We start from the raw sequence: 17,846 nt of genomic DNA on the forward strand, positions 1-17,846 counted from the left end.
ACACAGCGCAGGGATGATTGATTCATCAGGGGTCTTGAGCATGGTCTGCTCTCAATAACGCAGTTGTGCGCAAATATTACTCTTGGTAGGCATGTCATGCAGTTGCTTGACATAGACAGTCCCTTTTGTGTTGCAGGTGAAAAAAACAGCCTCATCCAGGAGATTGACAACCGGTCCCTCATCAGAATTTTTCACCGTTACCTGTCGGTTTTCTATATCGAATCCCCCCCACACCTGCTCATTTTCCGCGACAAGAAGAGTTTCCACCCTCCCGTCAAGAGCCGCCGTCAGAATCGACTCCAGATCATCAACAACCTTGCCGGTCCCAAGGTTATCCCGGAAACTGCGAACAACTTCCTGTTCTTGTTCTGAAAAGTATTCGCCAGCGATGTCCCAGGCTTTTTGATGAAGGATTTCAACCGACAAGTCATCCACATTCCCGGCAATACCACGGGGAAGGATGGTGTGACTTTTCGTGACACCTCGATAGGCTGCATGTAACTCCTCTGTACCGGCCAGCACTATTGGCAATCCCCTCTTCTCCAACCGGGGAAAGAGAGAACGATCAATTGCCTGAAAATAGCGTTCAAGGGCATTGTCCCGATCATCAATTCCCACCCCCTGTCCATGAAACATAGCGTCCCTTTTGCCTCCAGTAAGGCCTGTTTTGGTATGAAGTTGCAGCTGTCGCTCCGGATCGTCATACTTCAACGCTTCCGACATACTTTGCGGTGTACCTTCGGGAAGGTCAATTTCATTGAGTTGATAACGGTCTCCCTGGAAAAGCCGGAGGTTATTCCTGCTCAATGCAAGAACAAGGTATTCTCCTGCGGCCGTTAGCGAGAGAAGCGGCCGTACATGAAAGTGCAACCCCACCATGGCCAACTCATGAAACGATACCGGCAGCGCATAGCGTATAACATGCTCCGCTGAAAGGAATACCGCCAATCCATCCTGGCCAAGGCTCTTCCAGTATTCCGCATGCTTTACCAACTCATATTCCGAGGCCAACAGATTTCGTGCTTCTGCTGCTCGCATCCCTCTATGGATAAGTCTGTCTTCCACCTGGGTAAGCAGGTTCTTATAGCGAAGAGAATCCTGTGGATCACCTATCCTGCTCACTGGCATATATATTGATATTGTCGGCCATTCCTCTACTTTTACTAGCTGTTCTATTGCATATTTCTCAAGAGTTTTCATGCCCAAGCCATCCTTATCTTTTTGAGTTAGGACTCCGGGTTTTACGCTGAGCGCGATAACCAATGAGCATACAGACCGGGGTGCCACGTCCAGCCAGCCCTCTGCATTGGAATAATTCAACCATCAACCGAGACGGTACCGGAGCAGGGTTGTTGCTGCCCTCTTGGCATACCTCATTCAATATATATGCCACCTGATAAAAGAGTGCCTCTACGTGAAAAGAGCTATGACTTCTCCTAGCCCGCTGTTTACCTGACCGGCAATATCAGCAGGGACCATGCAACGGGCCAAGCCTTTCACATCGGCCAACAGCGCTGTTCAACCTGGTGACTGCCAAAGACTACCGACAACTGACGTATTGGCATTTTTTTTGCTCCATCGAAGATATTGGACAAAGTATCAATGACGATCCCACGTCAACACTAAAGGCTACAGTACTGGCAGCAAAGCTGACTGAGCAGTAGGGAGAGTTACGCGACAACAAGGAGTGAGGAGGATCACGAATGCTATTAAAAAAAATAAAATCAAAGGGTATCGCTCATTTATCCTATATTATTGGCGACGGCAACGAGGCTGTCGTTATTGACCCTCGCCGCGATTGCCAGATATATATCGACATTGCAGCCGAGAACGGGATGAGAATTACCAGGATATTCGAGACCCACCGAAACGAAGATTATGTTATCGGCTCGCGTGATCTGGCTGCTGCAACCGGTGCGGTAATTCACCACGGTGCTGCTCTGAAATTTTCCTATGGCGAACGTGTCGTGGATGGCGATAGATTTACCATCGGTGAACTCGAGCTGACAGTTCTCGAAACACCCGGACATACGGACGAATCAATTTCCGTCGTTGTCAGAGACAGCAATTTTGGTAATGACCCTGTCGTCGTCTTTACCGGCGATGCGCTCTTTATCGGTGATGTTGGGCGTACCGATTTTTATCCGGATCGAGCAGAGGAAGTAGCCGGGTTGCTCTATGACTCCATATTCGAAAAGCTCCTTCCCCTAGGAGACCAGACAATACTCTGCCCTGCCCACGGTGCCGGTTCAGTCTGCGGTGACGGGATGGCCTCCCGCGAATTCTCAACCATCGGTTATGAGCGATGCAATAACCCGGTACTGCAGAAGCGTGAACGTAGTGAGTTCATCAACCACAAGGTACATGAACAGCATTACCAGCCCCCTTATTTTAAAAAAATGGAGGAATATAACCAGTACGGGCCGCCGCCGCTCAAGGGCCTGCCTCATCCGGTTCCGATGACTGCCCCTGAAGTCAAAGCGGCTCGCGAGGCAGGGGCCCGTCTCATCGACCTTCGCAGCCCCGAAGCCATCGCCGGAGCCTTCATCCCTGACAGCCTTGCACTGCCTGCAGACATGATCCCAGCCTATGCCGGTTACCTCCTTGAATATACTAATGATATTATATTGATACCGGAAGACCAACACCAGTTGCAGGAGGCTGTTACCCACTTCTGCCGTATCGGCTATGACTGTGTCACCGGCTACCTCAAAGGGGGGATGCACAGCTGGGAAGTGAACGGCTTCAAATATGACAGGATAGGTGCAGTGCATGCTGAAGAACTCCAGAAACGCCTGGATCAAGACGAAGACTTCACTCTGCTTGATGTCCGCCAGGTCAACGAATACAAAGCAAGCAGGCTTGAGCAGGCTACCCACATCTTCTTAGGCGAACTTCCCGACCGTCTTGATGAGCTCGATCGGTCAAAACCGGTGGTCACCTTCTGCGGCAGCGGACAACGCGCGATTATCGCTGCTTCGATTCTCAAGCAGAACGGGTTTGCTATGGTCGAGGACAGCCTCGGCTCCATGCAGGCCTGCATTAATGTGAACTGCAACGTCACGAGGGGGTAACAGCTGATGGATACGATTCTGCAATTCCTCCAGGAACCCACCTGGTCACCCTATCTTGTCGGCATCGGTATCGGTATGCTCTCCTGGTGTGCATTCTTCTTTTCAAGTCATCCCATCGGGGTGTCGACAGCACTTGCCAAGAGTGCCGGCCTGGTTGAGGAAGCAATCAGAGGTCCGAAGGTACGGGAAAAGCAATATTATCAGGAAACACCGCCCTCTATCGGCTGGGAATGGATGCTTGTGGTCGGGCTTTTCCTGGGGGCGCTGACGGCAGCCCTATCGGCGGGAAACTTCTCCTGGGTTTGGATTCCCGCCATGTGGCAGGAACAATTCGGTTCGAACCTGTTGCTGCGTCTTTCGGTCGCTTTATTAGGCGGTGTTCTGGTTGGATTCGGTGCCCGGTGGGGGAGAGGATGCACCAGCGGTCATGGTATCAGCGGCTGCCTCCAGCTTGTCCTTAGCAGTTGGCTGGCGGTCATCTGTTTTTTTGTCGGAGGCTGTACGGTCGCCTTCCTGATCTATTAACTCCAGCAGCGGAGCCCTATTATGACGAACACATTCGCGGACCAACCGCCGATACAATATTTTCTCGGCCTGCTGATTGGTTTTGTCTTCGGCTTTCTCCTTCAGAAAGGCGGTGTATGCAATTACGAAGTCATCCTCGGACAACTCCTATTGACCGATTTTACCGTGATCAAAGTTATTCTTACCGCTATAATAACCGGGATGATCGGAGTCTACGGGATGCGTCAGGCCGGTTGGGTGAAACTCCACAAAAAATCTGGATCAGCTGGAGCCACCATTCCCGGGCCGCTCATTTTCGGTGTCGGCTTCGCCCTGCTCGGCTACTGCCCTGGCACCTCATTCGGTGCTGTTGGGCATGGTGCAATGGATGCACTGGTTGGCGGTGTTATCGGCATCACGATGGGCACAGCCCTGTATGCGGCAGTCTACCCCATAATAAATAAAAAGGTGCTCCATTTCGGCACATTTGGGGATATAACTCTGATCGAGCTTCTCGGAGTAAAAAATGTCTGGGTCGTGATCTTCCCGCTAGCAGTGGCTTTTACAGCCTTTCTCTATTTCCTGGAACGATCCGGTTTTTAGCCTTGAGACTCTCTTAATGAAGTTTTTCGCAGGGCAAGACACAAGCCGCGCAGCTGTAATACATCAACGCAAATGGTTTGCAACGCAGATCCACCGGAAGCAGGAACCAATTGGTGCCAATACAGTATACCTTCACTTTTTAGCATTCATCTTCACAGGCAGCTCTTCCAGAAGAAGAGCCTCCTATTTCTGTACGAACGAATCGGACATATACAGGCGATTTCCTGTCTGACAGGACGGCTATTCCTCTCGAAAGGCAACACGCACGGGACTGAGGAATAAATCGATTACAATTGTATAAGCCAAAAAGTAGTTAGATATCCATTGCAGCAGGGCATCGCTAGGCAGTAACCACTACAAATTTGATCCTTTTCTCATCTAATCAGTCAACCTTGAACCGATTAACCAGCTGATTGAGTTGCTCAGCAAGTTTCGAAAGTTCACTCGCACTTTCCCTCACATTGATGCTGCCGCCGTTTATTTCATCATTTCCTCTACTAATCTCTGCAATTTGCCGGGTTATATCACCGCTGGCTATTGAAGACTGAGCCACATTTTCATTGACCTCAGAGATTCCTGCCGAAGCTTGGGCAATATTTTCGGCGATTTCAGAGGTGGCAGCAGATTGTTGCTCTACAGCACTTGCTATAGAATTGATCACATCATTAATCTCAGTGATAATTTGGCCGACCTTCTCAATATCAGCAATGGTACCGTCGGTTGTCTGTTGCATTTCTTCGATCTGATTTTTGATGTCAACAGTGGCATCGGCAGTCTGCCTGGCAAGAGCCTTGATCTCATTGGCAACAACCGCAAACCCCTTACCGGCCTCACCGGCCCTAGCCGCTTCTATAGTCGCGTTAAGCGCAAGCAGGTTGGTCTGCTCCGATATTTCTGTAATTGCTTCAGTCACTTTACCAATCCTGACGGCCGCCTGGCCAAGTGCATTCATTTTCTCCGATGTCTGGACAGACTGCGCTACAGCTTCTCCGGTAATTCCCTTCGCTTTGGCTGCATTCTGAGCAATCTCACTCACCGTAGAGGTCATTTCTTCGGTAGCGGTTGCTACCATACCGACATTGCTGGAAGACTGCTCCATAGCAGCCGATATAGAATGAAGGTTGGCGCTCATCTCTTCTGCAGCAGAAGCTACGGTATTGGAACGAGTGGAAGCATCATCTGTATTTCCAGACAACTGGGAAGAGATCGCGGAAAGTTCGGTTGATGAAGAAGTTAAAGTATTTACACCTTGAATTATCTCTTTAACCATGTTGCCAAGCTCGACCACGGTTTTCCCCAAGACGCCGGACATCTTGCCTATTTCATCCTGCTGATGGATATCGAGCTTGGCTGTAAAATCTCCTTTCGATAAAAATTCTACATAGTTGACTACCTTCTGCACTGGACCGGTTATTGATTTCGTTATGACAAAAGCGGATAATACCCCTATCAGTATTGCCACCGTGGAGACTATGAGAGCAACTCTTGTGGCGTTTTTGCTTTGGGCCTGAACGATCGGTCCAAGGGTATCCTGGTCGTCCTTCACCGAAAGCTTGACCTCTTCAATATCCGATGCAAACTCAGGACCCAATACATCGAGGGTATTTTTAATTAAATCATTACGGGTAAAAATCGTTTCGGCAACTTTGCCAAATGTTTCCCGGTATTGTTTCGCCTCTTCGGAAACCTTTTTGTTCAGGCCACGTCGTTGAGGATTTTGAAGCTCGTTGTTGAGTTCTTCGGTTTTCTTGAATACCTTTTCAAACTCAGCATATACACGTTCCTCGTCAGCTTTGGCATTGGTATCAAGAAACTTTTGGGCATATAATCTCCCCAGTAGCATATGCCGCAATACTATACCTGCGTCATATGCCGCCTCGACATCATTATCCTCCATGGCTGTCTGCATAATGGAGGTGAGATTCATCTCCATGGAAGGACCTATACCATCGAGTACGCCCTTAATGAGCCGGTCCCTTTCTTTCATCAGCTCAACTACTTGTATAAATGTCTCTTCGTACCCCTTGAGATTGGTCGTCAGATCATCGAGCTTGGCGGCTCGTTCCGGATCCTGGATTGCTTTATGCGCTTCCTCCAGGAAAGTGTTGGCTTTTTCAAGATATTCATTGTACTGCTCAACATCTGTACTACTGGCGGTGATGATAAAATCCTTGACGTTCATTCGCATCATCAACATCTGGGCCTGTAGTCGGCCAGCCAGGTTGGTGTCCCGGGCTAGGCCGCGATACTCTACAAAGCCATCAGCCACACCAGACAAACCTCGCCACGAGACGAGAGAAACTATGACCAGAAGCAGTATTACTGACCCAAAACCGGCGCCAATTTTTGCCGCTAAACTCATTTTCTTAAACATCCTTGTTCTCCTTTCTGTGTCTAAGAGCTAATTCAACTCTCGCGTCTAGAGTTAACAACATTTACCTCTGGGCATGTTCTATGTGCAGATCCATATGACTTCACCCACTCTCAAGCACTACGCCGGAACGAAATAGCCACCGCTAATTACTATTTTCCACGAATAAACCAAACTGTTACCCTTCTCCCCTCTCTCAAAGTAACAGCCTCTATCTTGTTTCGAAGAGTTCCAGTACTACCCAACCTGCAGCAGCTCAAAGCACGAAGCATGCCAGAGAGCGTCTGCAATCATTTGGCATCCATCAACCGCCTAGAACCAGGACCATTCTCAGGAGATTTGATAAATGCATTTCGAGATTACCGTATCGCAACCCAAGATCACGGAATGAAAGGTGGCAAAAAGGGTACCTCCAGTAGGGCTCTGAGCTACCAGCGCTTGCCAAACACATACCTGCATGATCACAACCAATTACAATGGTTATTATTTTTTTTATGTTCTCCAGGTGGTTTTTTTACCACCATTCCTACCTGCGTTTGCCTGCTCCAACAAAAATAAAAATCTCGTACTGACAACTCGCCAGCTACAACAACTCTTCAACCAGAAGCAAAAAAAAGCGTATGTATTCAGTCCTGCCATTCACATATACAATCACAAAGGCAACAAGCCTTGCCTTGGAAAACTACGTATTCATGCTTCTTGCACAGACTGGTGGCATTTTTGCTACCTTGGGCCTCCTCTATTGCTTTACCAGCTCATCCTTTTACACATTACATTTTTATAATTTAAAAATATTTCAGCATGTTATTGATAATAGAAATATCCAATTGGCGTTTCTTTGTTTTCAGCTCAGCGACAATCACTGTCGACTAAGGTGATCCCATTTTCATGCTGAAACTGTGTCGTTGCAGCAGTTGCCATACTCCTGGACGCAGTTGACAAGAAAAGGAATTCGCTGGCACTGAAAATGCTAGAATAAAGTGAGTCTTTTTATATCAGCAGTGAAGAGTGAAAGTGGCTATGACCAATGTCAAAGAAAATCAGCGGGATGTATTACAGACCCAACATGTCCAACACAAATCCCGAGACTGAATTAATAATACTGCTCACAGGTATTGAGATGTCCTCTGAAAGGGCGGAGAGGCTGGGACAAGTTGGGCAGTTGCTGTGAACCCGTGAGGACCTGCCAATACTTCTCTGCACAGAAAGCATGGGCAAGGGGTTCAGCCCCGAAATGAACAAGCTTGGTACTCCTTAGATAAGGACAACGCCATGTGCATGGCAGGAAATTACTGCAGCCATGTGCCGGTTGTTTCCTCACGAGTACAGAAAACAACACTATTTTCAATCTACCAAAGCCCATATGATGAAAAACTTTTTAGAGAGATGACAGTATATGCCGCGGAAACCACAGCAAAACAACACGCTGAAAACTCTCCAACAATTGAAATACCTACGCTCTTTGCAGCTCATCACCAGAGGTATCACACACAACTTTAACAACATTTTTACAGGGATTTTGGCTCAGACCCAGTCGGCGAACAACACCTCGACTAGAAACGAGGAGCTGCTTGGCCAATTGGTTGCACGGGGCATTGAAGAAACAGAAACCCTTTTTCATTTTGCAAGGTTACACTGCGTAAAAATGACGGTGCAACATGTTGGCAATCTTATAGAAACCACCGCCAGAAGCCTTAGATCAATTTCCCCCATGCATACCATCACCTTCCATCGGCAGCAGGAGATCGCAAAGGTTAGAGGGTGCCACGAAGAACTCGTGCTGATGCTTTTCTATATAGGAGAAAATGCCCTGGAAACGGGTGTGCATGGCATCAATCTTCGCTTTTATGTCTCCCATTCAACAGGCACCAAGTCACCCTATGTCCAAATCATCATTGAAGACGACGGTCCTGGTATAGATCCTCAGCTCCATGACGATATTTTTTCACCTTTCACCACTACGAAAAATGAGCCGAATAGTGGCCTTGGATTGCCCATGGCTAGAGAGATTGCCAACCGTCACGGAGGGGAGGTAGAGCTTGTTCGATCTAGCCATAACGGATGTTCCTTTTCTCTTCGGCTGCCCATGGTAAATGAGGAAGAGGCAGAGAAGACGAGACCCATAACCTCGCAAAAAAAAATGCGCTGGACCAGACAGGTATTCTTCATCATCGAAGACGACGGCACCATGCTCGAATTTCTCCTCAGAGGTTTACAGCGTAAAGGGCATATGGTTTTCTCCGCTGGCAGCTGCGAAGAAGCAATGGAGGAATTCGGTCATGTCAGCGGTATCGTCACCGTTCTGCTGATTGACATCAATCTTACCGACAGCGACGGCTTCTCCTGTATGAAGCAGCTGCTTGCCACGCATGCTATCCCGTCTGTCATTTTCATGTCAGGCGATGAGGAAAAAGAGCGGCTCAAGGAATTTCCTGATGCTGTTTTCCTCGCTAAACCCTTCTCAATAGGCCGACTGGAGGAAATAGCCGCATATGTCACCGTTTGATGCAAGCAAAAAAGAGAACATTCATGTGCTCGTGGTCGATGACGAGGCAGTCATTGTTGACGCTGTCGCCGATACACTCAACAGTCACGGCTATCACGTGGTTCCCTTCACAGATTCCCTGGAGGCAGGAAAGTACCTGCCAGGCAGGTCGTTCAACTTGGCCCTCATTGATATTAACATGCCAAACAAGGATGGTGCCGTTCTTACACAAGAATTTCTACGCCACAACAGGGGAGCTGAAGTGATTATCATTACCGGTATTCCCGACGAGACAAATCTCGACAGCTTCCTCAACATGGGCTTAACCCACTTCCTGTTCAAGCCCTTCAACAAGTCCCAGCTGATTTATACCGTATACGCCGCCCTGCATTTCCAAAGGTTACGCATGTCGTATGTCAAAAAAATAGCTGAAGGCAAAAGTAGCAAGCTCGTAGGCATCTCTCAACCCATTCGGGATCTTCGCCAAGAGATACTGATGTTAACCAATATCGAAATTCCTGTTTTTATCACCGGAGAGTCAGGCACAGGGAAAGAAATTATAGCTCACGAGCTCCACAGCCACAGCAATAGGAGTTCAAAACCTTTTTTACCAATCAATTGCGCCACGCTTAAAGATCTGGCTGAGTCTGAATTGTTCGGTCATGCCAAAGGCTCCTTCACCGGATCCGTTGCTTCCACATCCGGTCATGTCGGTGCATCCGAAGGTGGAACCCTTTTTCTCGATGAAATCGGCGAACTCTCTCTCGACATTCAGGCAAAACTCCTCCGCTTTCTTGATACTGGCGAATACATGAGGGTGGGTGAATCTATTCTTCGTTATGCTGATATCCGCATAGTGGCTGCGACCAACAGGGATCTCGATGACATGTGCAACAAAGGCCTTTTCCGCGAGGACCTCTTTTACCGCCTATCCGGGGTGACAATTACCACGGTGCCGTTGCGTCGGCGAAAGGAGGACATCGTGCCGCTGATCTGGCACTTCCTCTCGCAATTCGGCACTTCACAGAACAGGACCTTCAATATCTCCGCTGAGGCAAGTGATCGGCTGGCAATGGAAGCCTGGCCGGGGAATGTCCGACAACTCAAGCAGACCCTTTTCAAGATAGTGCAGATGTCCGACAGTAACAAAATCGTCCTCTATGATGTTGAAAAAATAATGGGTGAAGGGGAAAAAAAGGACCATCCGCCCTTTAAAGCAGCTAAGCAGCATGCAGTTGAGGAGTTCGAGCGTAACTATCTGTTAAAGACCTTACAAATTTCCCAGGGCAATTTGAAAAAGGCCCTTGCCTTGAGCGGCATGCACAAAAAAAACTTTTACACCAAGATCAACAATCTTGGTCTTTTGCTGAAAGATTTTCATCCGCCCAACGATTAATTCTCTTCTATCATGAAACTGATTTGTTCATATTGTCGCAAGTTACTGGGTGAAAAAGTACCTTTTGAAAACTCAGCAGTCACCCATGGACTGTGCCCGGAGTGCCACCAAGCCATAATGAAGCAGCTTGAGGGAGTTTCTTTCAGTGAATATCTTGAAGATTTCGGATTCCCTGTGCTCATCGTCAATGAGGAAGGAAGAGTGTTGACAGCTAATGAGCAGGCACTTGCCACGTTGCAAAAGCGGCTACAATCGATACAGGGATTCCTTGGAGGTGAAGCTTTGGAGTGTGCCTATGCTCGGCTACCCGAAGGTTGTGGTGAAACCGTACACTGTGCCACCTGCACAATCCGACGCCTTGTTGATGAAACCAGGGGCCAGCGGCAATGCATTTCTAAGCGGGATGTTACTCTATATACAGAGAAGGGGGAGATGAGAATGACCATTTCAAGTTCTTACTTCGAAAGTATGGTTCGACTAGTCATTCACGATGCCGTTTATTGATAGAGGAAATTGCGATTCATAATTTTCCAGCTCAAATATTTGCTCTGCGAGATTGTGTCCTCGATTTATATGGCCTTTTTCCCTGTTCGTCTCAACTGTTCATATTTTCCATCGAAATACCGGCCAACTTTTCAACATTCATCTTTTCAAACTATCATCAACAGTTACATAGAATTTTATTTTTTTCTGGAAAAGCTCCACCTCCCAACCATAGTATTACAGAGTAAGCACTTTAATGTATTTTAACTGGTAACGAAGAATTGCACGCATAACCCTACTCCCATGTCTAATAAGATTCTGTTTGTTGACGATGAAATACAGGTACTTAACTCGATGAAAAGACAACTGCGCAAACGCTTTCAAGTCGTAACAGCGGAAAGCGGCCAGGAGGCTATGGAAATCATGAAAAGGGATGGCCCTTTCAGTGTTGTCGTCTCCGATATGCGCATGCCGGTCATGAATGGAATCCAGCTACTGACCACCATAAAGGATATCTATCCGGATACGGTTCGCATGATGCTCACCGGAGATGCCGACCAAGAGACAGCCATAGAGGCCGTCAACAAAGGGCAGATTTTCAGATTTCTTAACAAACCCTGCTCCACTCCACTGCTGGTCACATCTCTTGCCCTTGCCCAACGACAATACAGGCTTATCACTGCTGAACGGGAACTGCTTGATAAAACCTTGAAAGGCAGCGTCAAGGTACTGTCCGAACTCCTCAGTTTTGCCAGTCCGACAGCGTTCAGCAGCGGACTGCGCATCCGCTCGATGGCTGCTCAAATTGCCGAAGAAATGGCGATTGAGCAACTGTGGCAGTTGGAAATCGCCGCCCTTATGTCACAGATAGGATGTGTGACCCTGCCCGAGGAAATCATCAACAAGGTGCACGCTGGCCAACAACTGGATGAAAAAGAACAGGAAATGTATGCTGAGCATCCCCAAACAGGTGCCCGTATGCTTGAAAACATTCCCCGTATGAAGGGGGTAACCGCAATCGTCCGCAACCAGTTGAAAGATTTCGAGAAGTATGACCCTGAGGATCAAGAGGATGCCGAGACTCAGCTGAGCGCCCAGATCCTGCGGGTTGTTTTCGAGTATGACCGCATGCTGCTTCAAGGAAAAAATCATGATGAGATAATCCGCCACCTCCACCAAAGAAAACACATCTACCATCCTGAAATCGTTAGGCAACTGGGAAAAACACAGGGAACCGGAGATGTTGCCCGAATCATCAGCCTGAAAATAAAAGATCTTGCCACCGGTATGGTGACTGAGGACGATATCTATGCCAAAAATGATACGTTGTTGGTTCGAAAAGGGCAGGAACTGACCTGGCCGATAATCCAAGGCCTGCAAAATTTTACCAAAAAGGTAGGGGTTAAGGAGCCTGTCCGGGTCAGGGTGAACACCAAATGAGCACTGTAAACACAACTGCTTCCAAGAAAGCAACAACGCTTCTGCTGGCTGAAGACGACGCTGCCTTGCGTAGAATGATGACTCGTTTTCTCGTCAAAGAAGGATACAACGTTATCGGGACGGCAAACGGTTCAACGGCACTCAAGTATATTCGAGAATTTGAACCGGATTTAATCATCGCCGATCTCCGCATGCCTGAACTTGATGGTATTGAATTGTTGAACATCGTCAAAGATGAATTTGGTTCTACCCCGTTCATCATCGTTTCCGGGGCCGGTACGATGGAAGATGTTATCCATGCTCTTCGCCTGGGTGCCTGGGACTATCTCGTCAAGCCCATCCAGCCTCTGGAGTTGCTCGTCCATAGTATTGAGCGGGTCCAAGAAAAAGCTGAATTGCTGAAAAATTTGCATCGCCAGCAGCTGCATCTCGAGGATACTCTCCGGCTGCGTACTTCGGAACTGCTTAGTCAGAACCTCAGCTATGAAAGAGAACTGATAAGGCGGCAGCAGTTGGAGGAGCAAACACGAATTGCCGAAAAAGAATGGAAGCGGACAGTGGACGCGCTTCCGGAAATGATCGCCATCATCGATAGAGACAGAAAAATCACTAGGGTGAACAAATCAATGCTCTCCTACTTCGACAAAACAGAGGCTGAGCTCATCGGCCAACGCTGTTTTCTCTGCAGTGAGGATAACCACTGCCTCCATAAATCATGCCTTGTCAAAAACCGATCCTATTCCAAGGAGATACACCTTGCAAAAGAGGGCAAAGACCTGGAAATGAAAGTTATCCCCTACACCTCCCAGGACGGCAAGAGGCTTGGCTCCATACATGTGTTCCGTGATATTACGGAAATCAAAAAAAATAAAAAAAAGCAGCAGTTGCAACAAACAAAGGCCCTGCATAGTCAGAAACTCGAATCGGTCGGCCAATTGGCCTCAGGCATCGCTCACGAAATCAACACCCCCATTCAGTTCATCAGCTCCAATATTACTTTTTTTGATGAAGCATTCACCGACCTGCAGACCGCAATCAACAATATCGTCAAGGCGTGTTCTACCGAGGCCGTTTCAGCACAAACAATTTTTAACGAGTTAAAGGGAGCGGATTGGAACTACCTGGAAGAGGAAATTCCAACAGCTCTTCAGCAGTCCAAGGAAGGACTTAACCGGGTTAGTTCCATCGTCCGCGCCATGAAGGAGTTTTCTCATCCTGGCGATAGAGAAACTCAAGATGTTAATATTAATAACGTCATTAAAACTACGGTCACCGTTTCTCGGAATGAGTGGAAATACGTTGCCGATATCAAACTGGAACTGGATCCGGAGCTCCCTAAAATATCATGCCTCTCCGACGAGATGGGTCAGGTGATCCTTAACCTTCTTGTCAATAGCGCCCATGCCATCGAAGACAAGCTGGGAGAGACTCCGGAGGAAGAAAAAGGCACGATCACCATTGTAACCGCTCAGCAACCACCATGGGTGGTTATCCGCATTTCCGACACGGGCAATGGAATGCCCAAACATGTCATGAAAAAGATTTTCGAACCATTTTTTACGACAAAATCCACGGGAAAAGGCACAGGCCAGGGATTGGCCATTGCCTATGACGTCGTTGCCAACAAACACGGCGGTAGCATCCAGGTTGACAGTCAGGTCGGCCAGGGAACAACCTTTACCATCGAACTGCCACTGTCATCCATACAGAAAAAGCAGTAGATCAAGAGAGAGGATATGAACAAAAAAGGTGTCCTGTTTGTCGATGACGAACCCAACATCCTCTTAGGAATAAAACGAATGTTGCGCTCCCTGCGCAAAGAGTACGACTTTTATTTTGCCGATAGCGGTCGAGCGGCACTTGAAATCATTGAGAACCACAACATTGATATCGTTGTCTCGGACATGCGCATGCCTGGCATGGATGGGGCAGAGTTCCTTACGGCTGTACAGGAAAATCATCCCCAGATCATCAGAATCATGCTTACCGGCCAGGCAGATGAAGAGTCTGTATTTCGAACGGTGAATGTCGTCCACCAATTTCTCAGCAAACCCTGTGAGCCTGAATTGCTTAAAGATGTCCTGTGCCGATCCAGCGACTTGCACGACCGATTAAGCAACAGTGAATTGAAAAAGATCATATCAGGCATTGACCACCTGCCCAGCATCCCAGCCGTCTATGCCGACTTGCAGCGCATGCTAAAAAAAGATAATGCCACTGCCAATGATATTGCCGAGTTGATCGAAAAGGACATCGGCATGACGGCGAAACTGCTTCAACTGGTAAACTCGTCGTTTTTCGGCCTTTATAAAAAAGTAGAAAGTCCGACCAAAGCAGTGAAATTACTGGGCTTCGATACCATTCGGATTCTTGTTCTCGGCGTACAGATTTTTTCCGAGTTAAAAACCAATTCATCAGCGGTTTCTCTCGCTTTTCTCAAAGACCACAGTATGAAAGTCGCTCAGTGCAGCAAAAAAATAGCCCTTGAGACTTCGGACAATCCGGATACCATTAATGATTGTTTTCTGGCGGGAATGCTTCACGACATAGGGCGCCTGCTTCTGTTGGCCAACTGCCAAGACACGTATTTGTCCGTAGTGGAAACAGCCAAAAATGAAAACGCTCTACTGGTGGAAAAGGAACTGCAACACTTCAAGGCAACCCATGGCGATGTCGGTGCCTATCTTATCGGACTTTGGGGCTTCAGTGGAAATATTCTCGAGGCGATTAGTTACCACAATAACATTAATGCATACCCGAGAGTAACTTTCAGTCCAGCTTTGGCCGTACATATCGCTGATGCCCTCTACTACAAATTCCATCCGCAGCATACGTTAGGTGTGCCCCCTACGATCGATCTTAAATACCTCGAAAAAACAGGCTTGAGCGAAAAACTGGAAGCGTGGGAAAAGCTTTGCACCAGCGTATTGGAAAAAAACGGGGATAACGTCTGAAAAAAGAGTTAGTAGTGAAGAATATCAACGCATTCTCGACGCCACTGTCAGTCAGTTTCGTAAAGCATTATCCCGAAAACTTGTACTAGGGCCGGAAAGCACTGAAGAAAGATAATTGCTGCCACATCGTTGATGTCCTATTTACGCATGCCCTGCACGTTCCTCACAAGCTCAATCATGATTTGAGAAAAATCTTTGGGCAAAGAGTGGCATGCAAAATGCCGCCTTGTGTTTCTCAGAGTATGTTCAGCGCCCTCACCTCAGAGTAATTGACAACTCTCTCTTTATACTGTTTCCCCAGAAAACATATTTTGATATGCCTTTCTTACAGCTTTTTCGAGGAGTTCAATTTCGACAGGTTTAGTGAAATACTTCCATATGGCCCCCTGATTGATAGCATCGATAATGGTTGAAACATCTGAATGTCCCGAAAGAATTATTCGAATAGTATCTGGATATAGTTTCTTAATTGCAGAGAGCAGTTCAACTCCTGTCATACCAGGCATAAGATGATCAGATATGATTATTTGCACCCGATTCAACGCCAATATCTCCAGAGCATCCCTACCGCTATGAGCAGAAAGTACCCTGTAGTCACTTTGCCGGAAAATCCTTTGGAGCACCCTCACCATCTGAGGTTCGTCATCGACCACAAGGATGGTAAAACGATCTTGCTCTGGCAGGGCATCAGCGAACGACCATTTCCCTTTCTCTTGTAACAAAGATGTTATTTGTGCTACCGGAAGGGGCTTACTGAACAGAAAACCCTGTAGAAAATCACAGCCCTGGCGACGAAGAAAGTGCATCTGGGCCTCTGTCTCGACGCCTTCTGCTATGCTGTCTTTATCCAGTTTTTTTGCCATGGCTATTGTAGCCGAAACTATTGATGCGTTAATTGGATTGACAGTGACATCAGACACAAAGGATTTATCGATCTTGACTTGGTCAACAGGAAGCTGGGAAAGCCATACAAGCGAAGAATGACCGGTACCAAAGTCATCGAGGGATACACGAATCCCTAGTGATTTCAATTCACTAATATTTCTTTTAACTTCAACAGGATTTTGCAATATCGCGCTTTCGGTCAGTTCCAATTCCAGGTAATGTGGTTCAAGTGCAACCTTTTGAAGCAGTTTTTTGATATATGGGACAAGATCTGTTCTATGAAAGTGCTTCGCAGAGAGATTTACAGCGACCCTGGTAGACGGCAGGCCCTGTTTGCGCCAACTTACAATTTGCGAAACAGCCTGGTCCAAGACCCACTCACCTAACGCAACAATGAGTTCACTTTTCTCGGCAATGGGAATAAATATATTAGGCGGTATAAGCTCATCTTCATTCCTGAACCATCGCAAGAGAGCCTCAACTCCTACTATTTCTCCGGAAGCGCTGTTTATCTGCGGTTGATAATATAGCTCGAGCTGGTCACGGTCGATGGCGTGAAGCAAATCATTGGCCAGATCGTGACCCGGTTTTTTTACCGTACAAGAATTCGAAAATAGATGGTAGGTGTCTCCACCTTTACTTTTGGCAGTCTTCGTTGCCAAGCGAGCAGCGCTCAGCACTTCCTCGGCATCACCTCCACATTCAGGAAAAGATGCACTCCCAATACTGGCTGTGATAAAAATTTGGCGTCCGCCAACGTTAAAAACCTCACGTATTATGTTGAGAAGACGTTCTATTGTCTTGTTATCATCATCGTTTTTCTTTGGTTCAGAAAGAAAAACACCGAAATTATCATCCTCAAGTCGCGCAACCATGTCATTGAGGCGAAAACAACGCTTTAATCGGCGTGCTATTTCAGCCAGAAGAATATCTGCGGCTTGATTTCCCAGGTTTTGATTAATCGAGTGGAATCTGTCAATGTCGACATAATACACGGTGATGGTACCAGAAGACTGCTCTCTCTTTTGTTCCAGTATAATCTTGTTAAAGTTAAGCAAAAAACCGTTTTTATTAAGTAAGCCGGTGAGGGGATCAATCTGGGAAAGTGCTTTTGTATCATGCTTCTGAACATTTCTTGGGTAACAATCTTTTTTAATGGCCCAAAACGAAGTTACTTCATTCTCATGATTCAGAACGGGGGCGACATACACATTTTCCCAGTGCGCATCTCCATTCTTCTTTTTATTGAGCAACTGACCCTGCCAGAGCTGTCCGGATAGTATCGTGGACCACATTTCCTGGTAAACAGCATGCGGTGTTTCACCAGACTGAAATATTCTGGCATTTTTTCCGATCAGCTCGTCATATCCATAACCACTAGATGCACATTGTCGACTGTTGACATACGTAATGATGCCTTGATGATCAGTTACCACGATACCGACGGCACTGTTTTTCACTGAATGAGCGATTAAGTCGTTAATGTTTTCACAATGCATAGCAATTCTCAAAGTATTTTCAGCCTTGGATGGATGATACGCTACGTATATTGTCACTATTCTTTCGGTATTTCATCGGTATCTGATGGAGTTTTACAAGTCAACAATAGTGACATTATCCTTTTCCCCGTTTCTGAACTTTTTTGCAAATT

At 47.1% G+C, this 17,846-nt stretch carries 12 protein-coding genes; 9 read left to right on the plus strand and 3 right to left on the minus strand.

Going from position 1 to position 17,846, the window contains the following annotated elements; genetic code table 11:
- Positions 1 to 51: 51 nt before the first annotated feature.
- Positions 52 to 1,200: a baeRF3 domain-containing protein gene (locus ACZ52Z_RS08725; RefSeq protein WP_464270347.1), complete on the minus strand. Its 1,149-nt coding sequence runs from the start codon at positions 1,198 to 1,200 to the stop codon at positions 52 to 54.
- A gap of 503 nt (positions 1,201 to 1,703) precedes the next feature.
- On the opposite strand from ACZ52Z_RS08725, the gene ACZ52Z_RS08730 reads away from it, so the two are divergent.
- The 3 genes from ACZ52Z_RS08730 to ACZ52Z_RS08740 are packed head-to-tail and all read left to right on the plus strand — an operon-like array spanning position 1,704 to position 4,181.
- On the plus strand, positions 1,704 to 3,074 hold the full coding sequence (locus ACZ52Z_RS08730) for an MBL fold metallo-hydrolase (protein WP_464270348.1): 1,371 nt from the start codon (positions 1,704 to 1,706) through the stop codon (positions 3,072 to 3,074).
- A 6-nt stretch (positions 3,075 to 3,080) separates the two neighbouring features.
- A complete protein-coding gene (locus ACZ52Z_RS08735) occupies positions 3,081 to 3,599 on the plus strand; it encodes a YeeE/YedE thiosulfate transporter family protein (RefSeq protein ID WP_464270349.1) in 519 nt (172 codons plus the stop codon).
- A 21-nt stretch (positions 3,600 to 3,620) separates the two neighbouring features.
- Positions 3,621 to 4,181 (plus strand): YeeE/YedE thiosulfate transporter family protein, encoded by a 561-nt coding sequence (locus tag ACZ52Z_RS08740; RefSeq protein WP_464270350.1) that lies wholly within the window; start codon positions 3,621 to 3,623, stop codon positions 4,179 to 4,181.
- 382 nt (positions 4,182 to 4,563) lie between these two features.
- Here ACZ52Z_RS08740 and ACZ52Z_RS08745 read toward each other — a convergent pair whose 3' ends face one another.
- Entirely contained in the window at positions 4,564 to 6,555 is a 1,992-nt protein-coding gene (locus tag ACZ52Z_RS08745) for a HAMP domain-containing methyl-accepting chemotaxis protein (protein ID WP_464270351.1), read from the minus strand.
- 1,516 nt (positions 6,556 to 8,071) lie between these two features.
- On the opposite strand from ACZ52Z_RS08745, the gene ACZ52Z_RS08750 reads away from it, so the two are divergent.
- The 6 genes from ACZ52Z_RS08750 (at position 8,072) to ACZ52Z_RS08775 (ending at position 15,310) form a co-directional block, all read left to right on the plus strand.
- Positions 8,072 to 9,058, plus strand: a complete 987-nt coding sequence (locus tag ACZ52Z_RS08750; protein ID WP_464270352.1) for an ATP-binding protein — start codon at positions 8,072 to 8,074, stop codon at positions 9,056 to 9,058.
- A complete protein-coding gene (locus ACZ52Z_RS08755; RefSeq protein ID WP_464270353.1) occupies positions 9,045 to 10,433 on the plus strand; it encodes a sigma-54-dependent transcriptional regulator in 1,389 nt (462 codons plus the stop codon). Before ACZ52Z_RS08750 ends, ACZ52Z_RS08755 begins: the two co-directional genes overlap by 14 nt.
- A gap of 117 nt (positions 10,434 to 10,550) precedes the next feature.
- A complete protein-coding gene (locus tag ACZ52Z_RS08760) occupies positions 10,551 to 10,937 on the plus strand; it encodes a hypothetical protein (protein WP_464270354.1) in 387 nt (128 codons plus the stop codon).
- A gap of 282 nt (positions 10,938 to 11,219) precedes the next feature.
- Complete coding sequence (locus tag ACZ52Z_RS08765) at positions 11,220 to 12,356, plus strand: HD domain-containing phosphohydrolase (protein ID WP_464270355.1); 1,137 nt, start codon at positions 11,220 to 11,222, stop codon at positions 12,354 to 12,356.
- Positions 12,353 to 14,077 carry a response regulator gene (locus ACZ52Z_RS08770; RefSeq protein ID WP_464270356.1) on the plus strand — a complete coding sequence of 575 codons (1,725 nt, stop codon included), beginning with the start codon at positions 12,353 to 12,355 and terminating at the stop codon, positions 14,075 to 14,077. Before ACZ52Z_RS08765 ends, ACZ52Z_RS08770 begins: the two co-directional genes overlap by 4 nt.
- A 15-nt stretch (positions 14,078 to 14,092) precedes the next feature.
- Entirely contained in the window at positions 14,093 to 15,310 is a 1,218-nt protein-coding gene (locus tag ACZ52Z_RS08775; protein WP_464270357.1) for an HDOD domain-containing protein, read from the plus strand.
- 284 nt (positions 15,311 to 15,594) lie between these two features.
- Here ACZ52Z_RS08775 and ACZ52Z_RS08780 read toward each other — a convergent pair whose 3' ends face one another.
- Positions 15,595 to 17,694 carry an EAL domain-containing protein gene (locus ACZ52Z_RS08780; RefSeq protein ID WP_464270358.1) on the minus strand — a complete coding sequence of 700 codons (2,100 nt, stop codon included), beginning with the start codon at positions 17,692 to 17,694 and terminating at the stop codon, positions 15,595 to 15,597.
- Positions 17,695 to 17,846: the final 152 nt, after the last annotated feature.

Source organism: Desulfogranum aggregans (assembly GCF_055398265.1).

Coding starts and splice junctions, on each gene's coding strand:
- ACZ52Z_RS08730 (WP_464270348.1), top strand. CDS start 1,704: ATGCTATTAAAAAAAATAAAATCAAAGGGTATCGCTCATTTATCCTAT.
- ACZ52Z_RS08780 (WP_464270358.1), bottom strand. CDS start 17,694: ATGCATTGTGAAAACATTAACGACTTAATCGCTCATTCAGTGAAAAAC.
- ACZ52Z_RS08765 (WP_464270355.1), top strand. CDS start 11,220: ATGTCTAATAAGATTCTGTTTGTTGACGATGAAATACAGGTACTTAAC.
- ACZ52Z_RS08725 (WP_464270347.1), bottom strand. CDS start 1,200: ATGAAAACTCTTGAGAAATATGCAATAGAACAGCTAGTAAAAGTAGAG.
- ACZ52Z_RS08740 (WP_464270350.1), top strand. CDS start 3,621: ATGACGAACACATTCGCGGACCAACCGCCGATACAATATTTTCTCGGC.
- ACZ52Z_RS08755 (WP_464270353.1), top strand. CDS start 9,045: ATGTCACCGTTTGATGCAAGCAAAAAAGAGAACATTCATGTGCTCGTG.
- ACZ52Z_RS08775 (WP_464270357.1), top strand. CDS start 14,093: ATGAACAAAAAAGGTGTCCTGTTTGTCGATGACGAACCCAACATCCTC.
- ACZ52Z_RS08735 (WP_464270349.1), top strand. CDS start 3,081: ATGGATACGATTCTGCAATTCCTCCAGGAACCCACCTGGTCACCCTAT.
- ACZ52Z_RS08770 (WP_464270356.1), top strand. CDS start 12,353: ATGAGCACTGTAAACACAACTGCTTCCAAGAAAGCAACAACGCTTCTG.
- ACZ52Z_RS08745 (WP_464270351.1), bottom strand. CDS start 6,555: ATGTTTAAGAAAATGAGTTTAGCGGCAAAAATTGGCGCCGGTTTTGGG.
- ACZ52Z_RS08760 (WP_464270354.1), top strand. CDS start 10,551: ATGAAGCAGCTTGAGGGAGTTTCTTTCAGTGAATATCTTGAAGATTTC.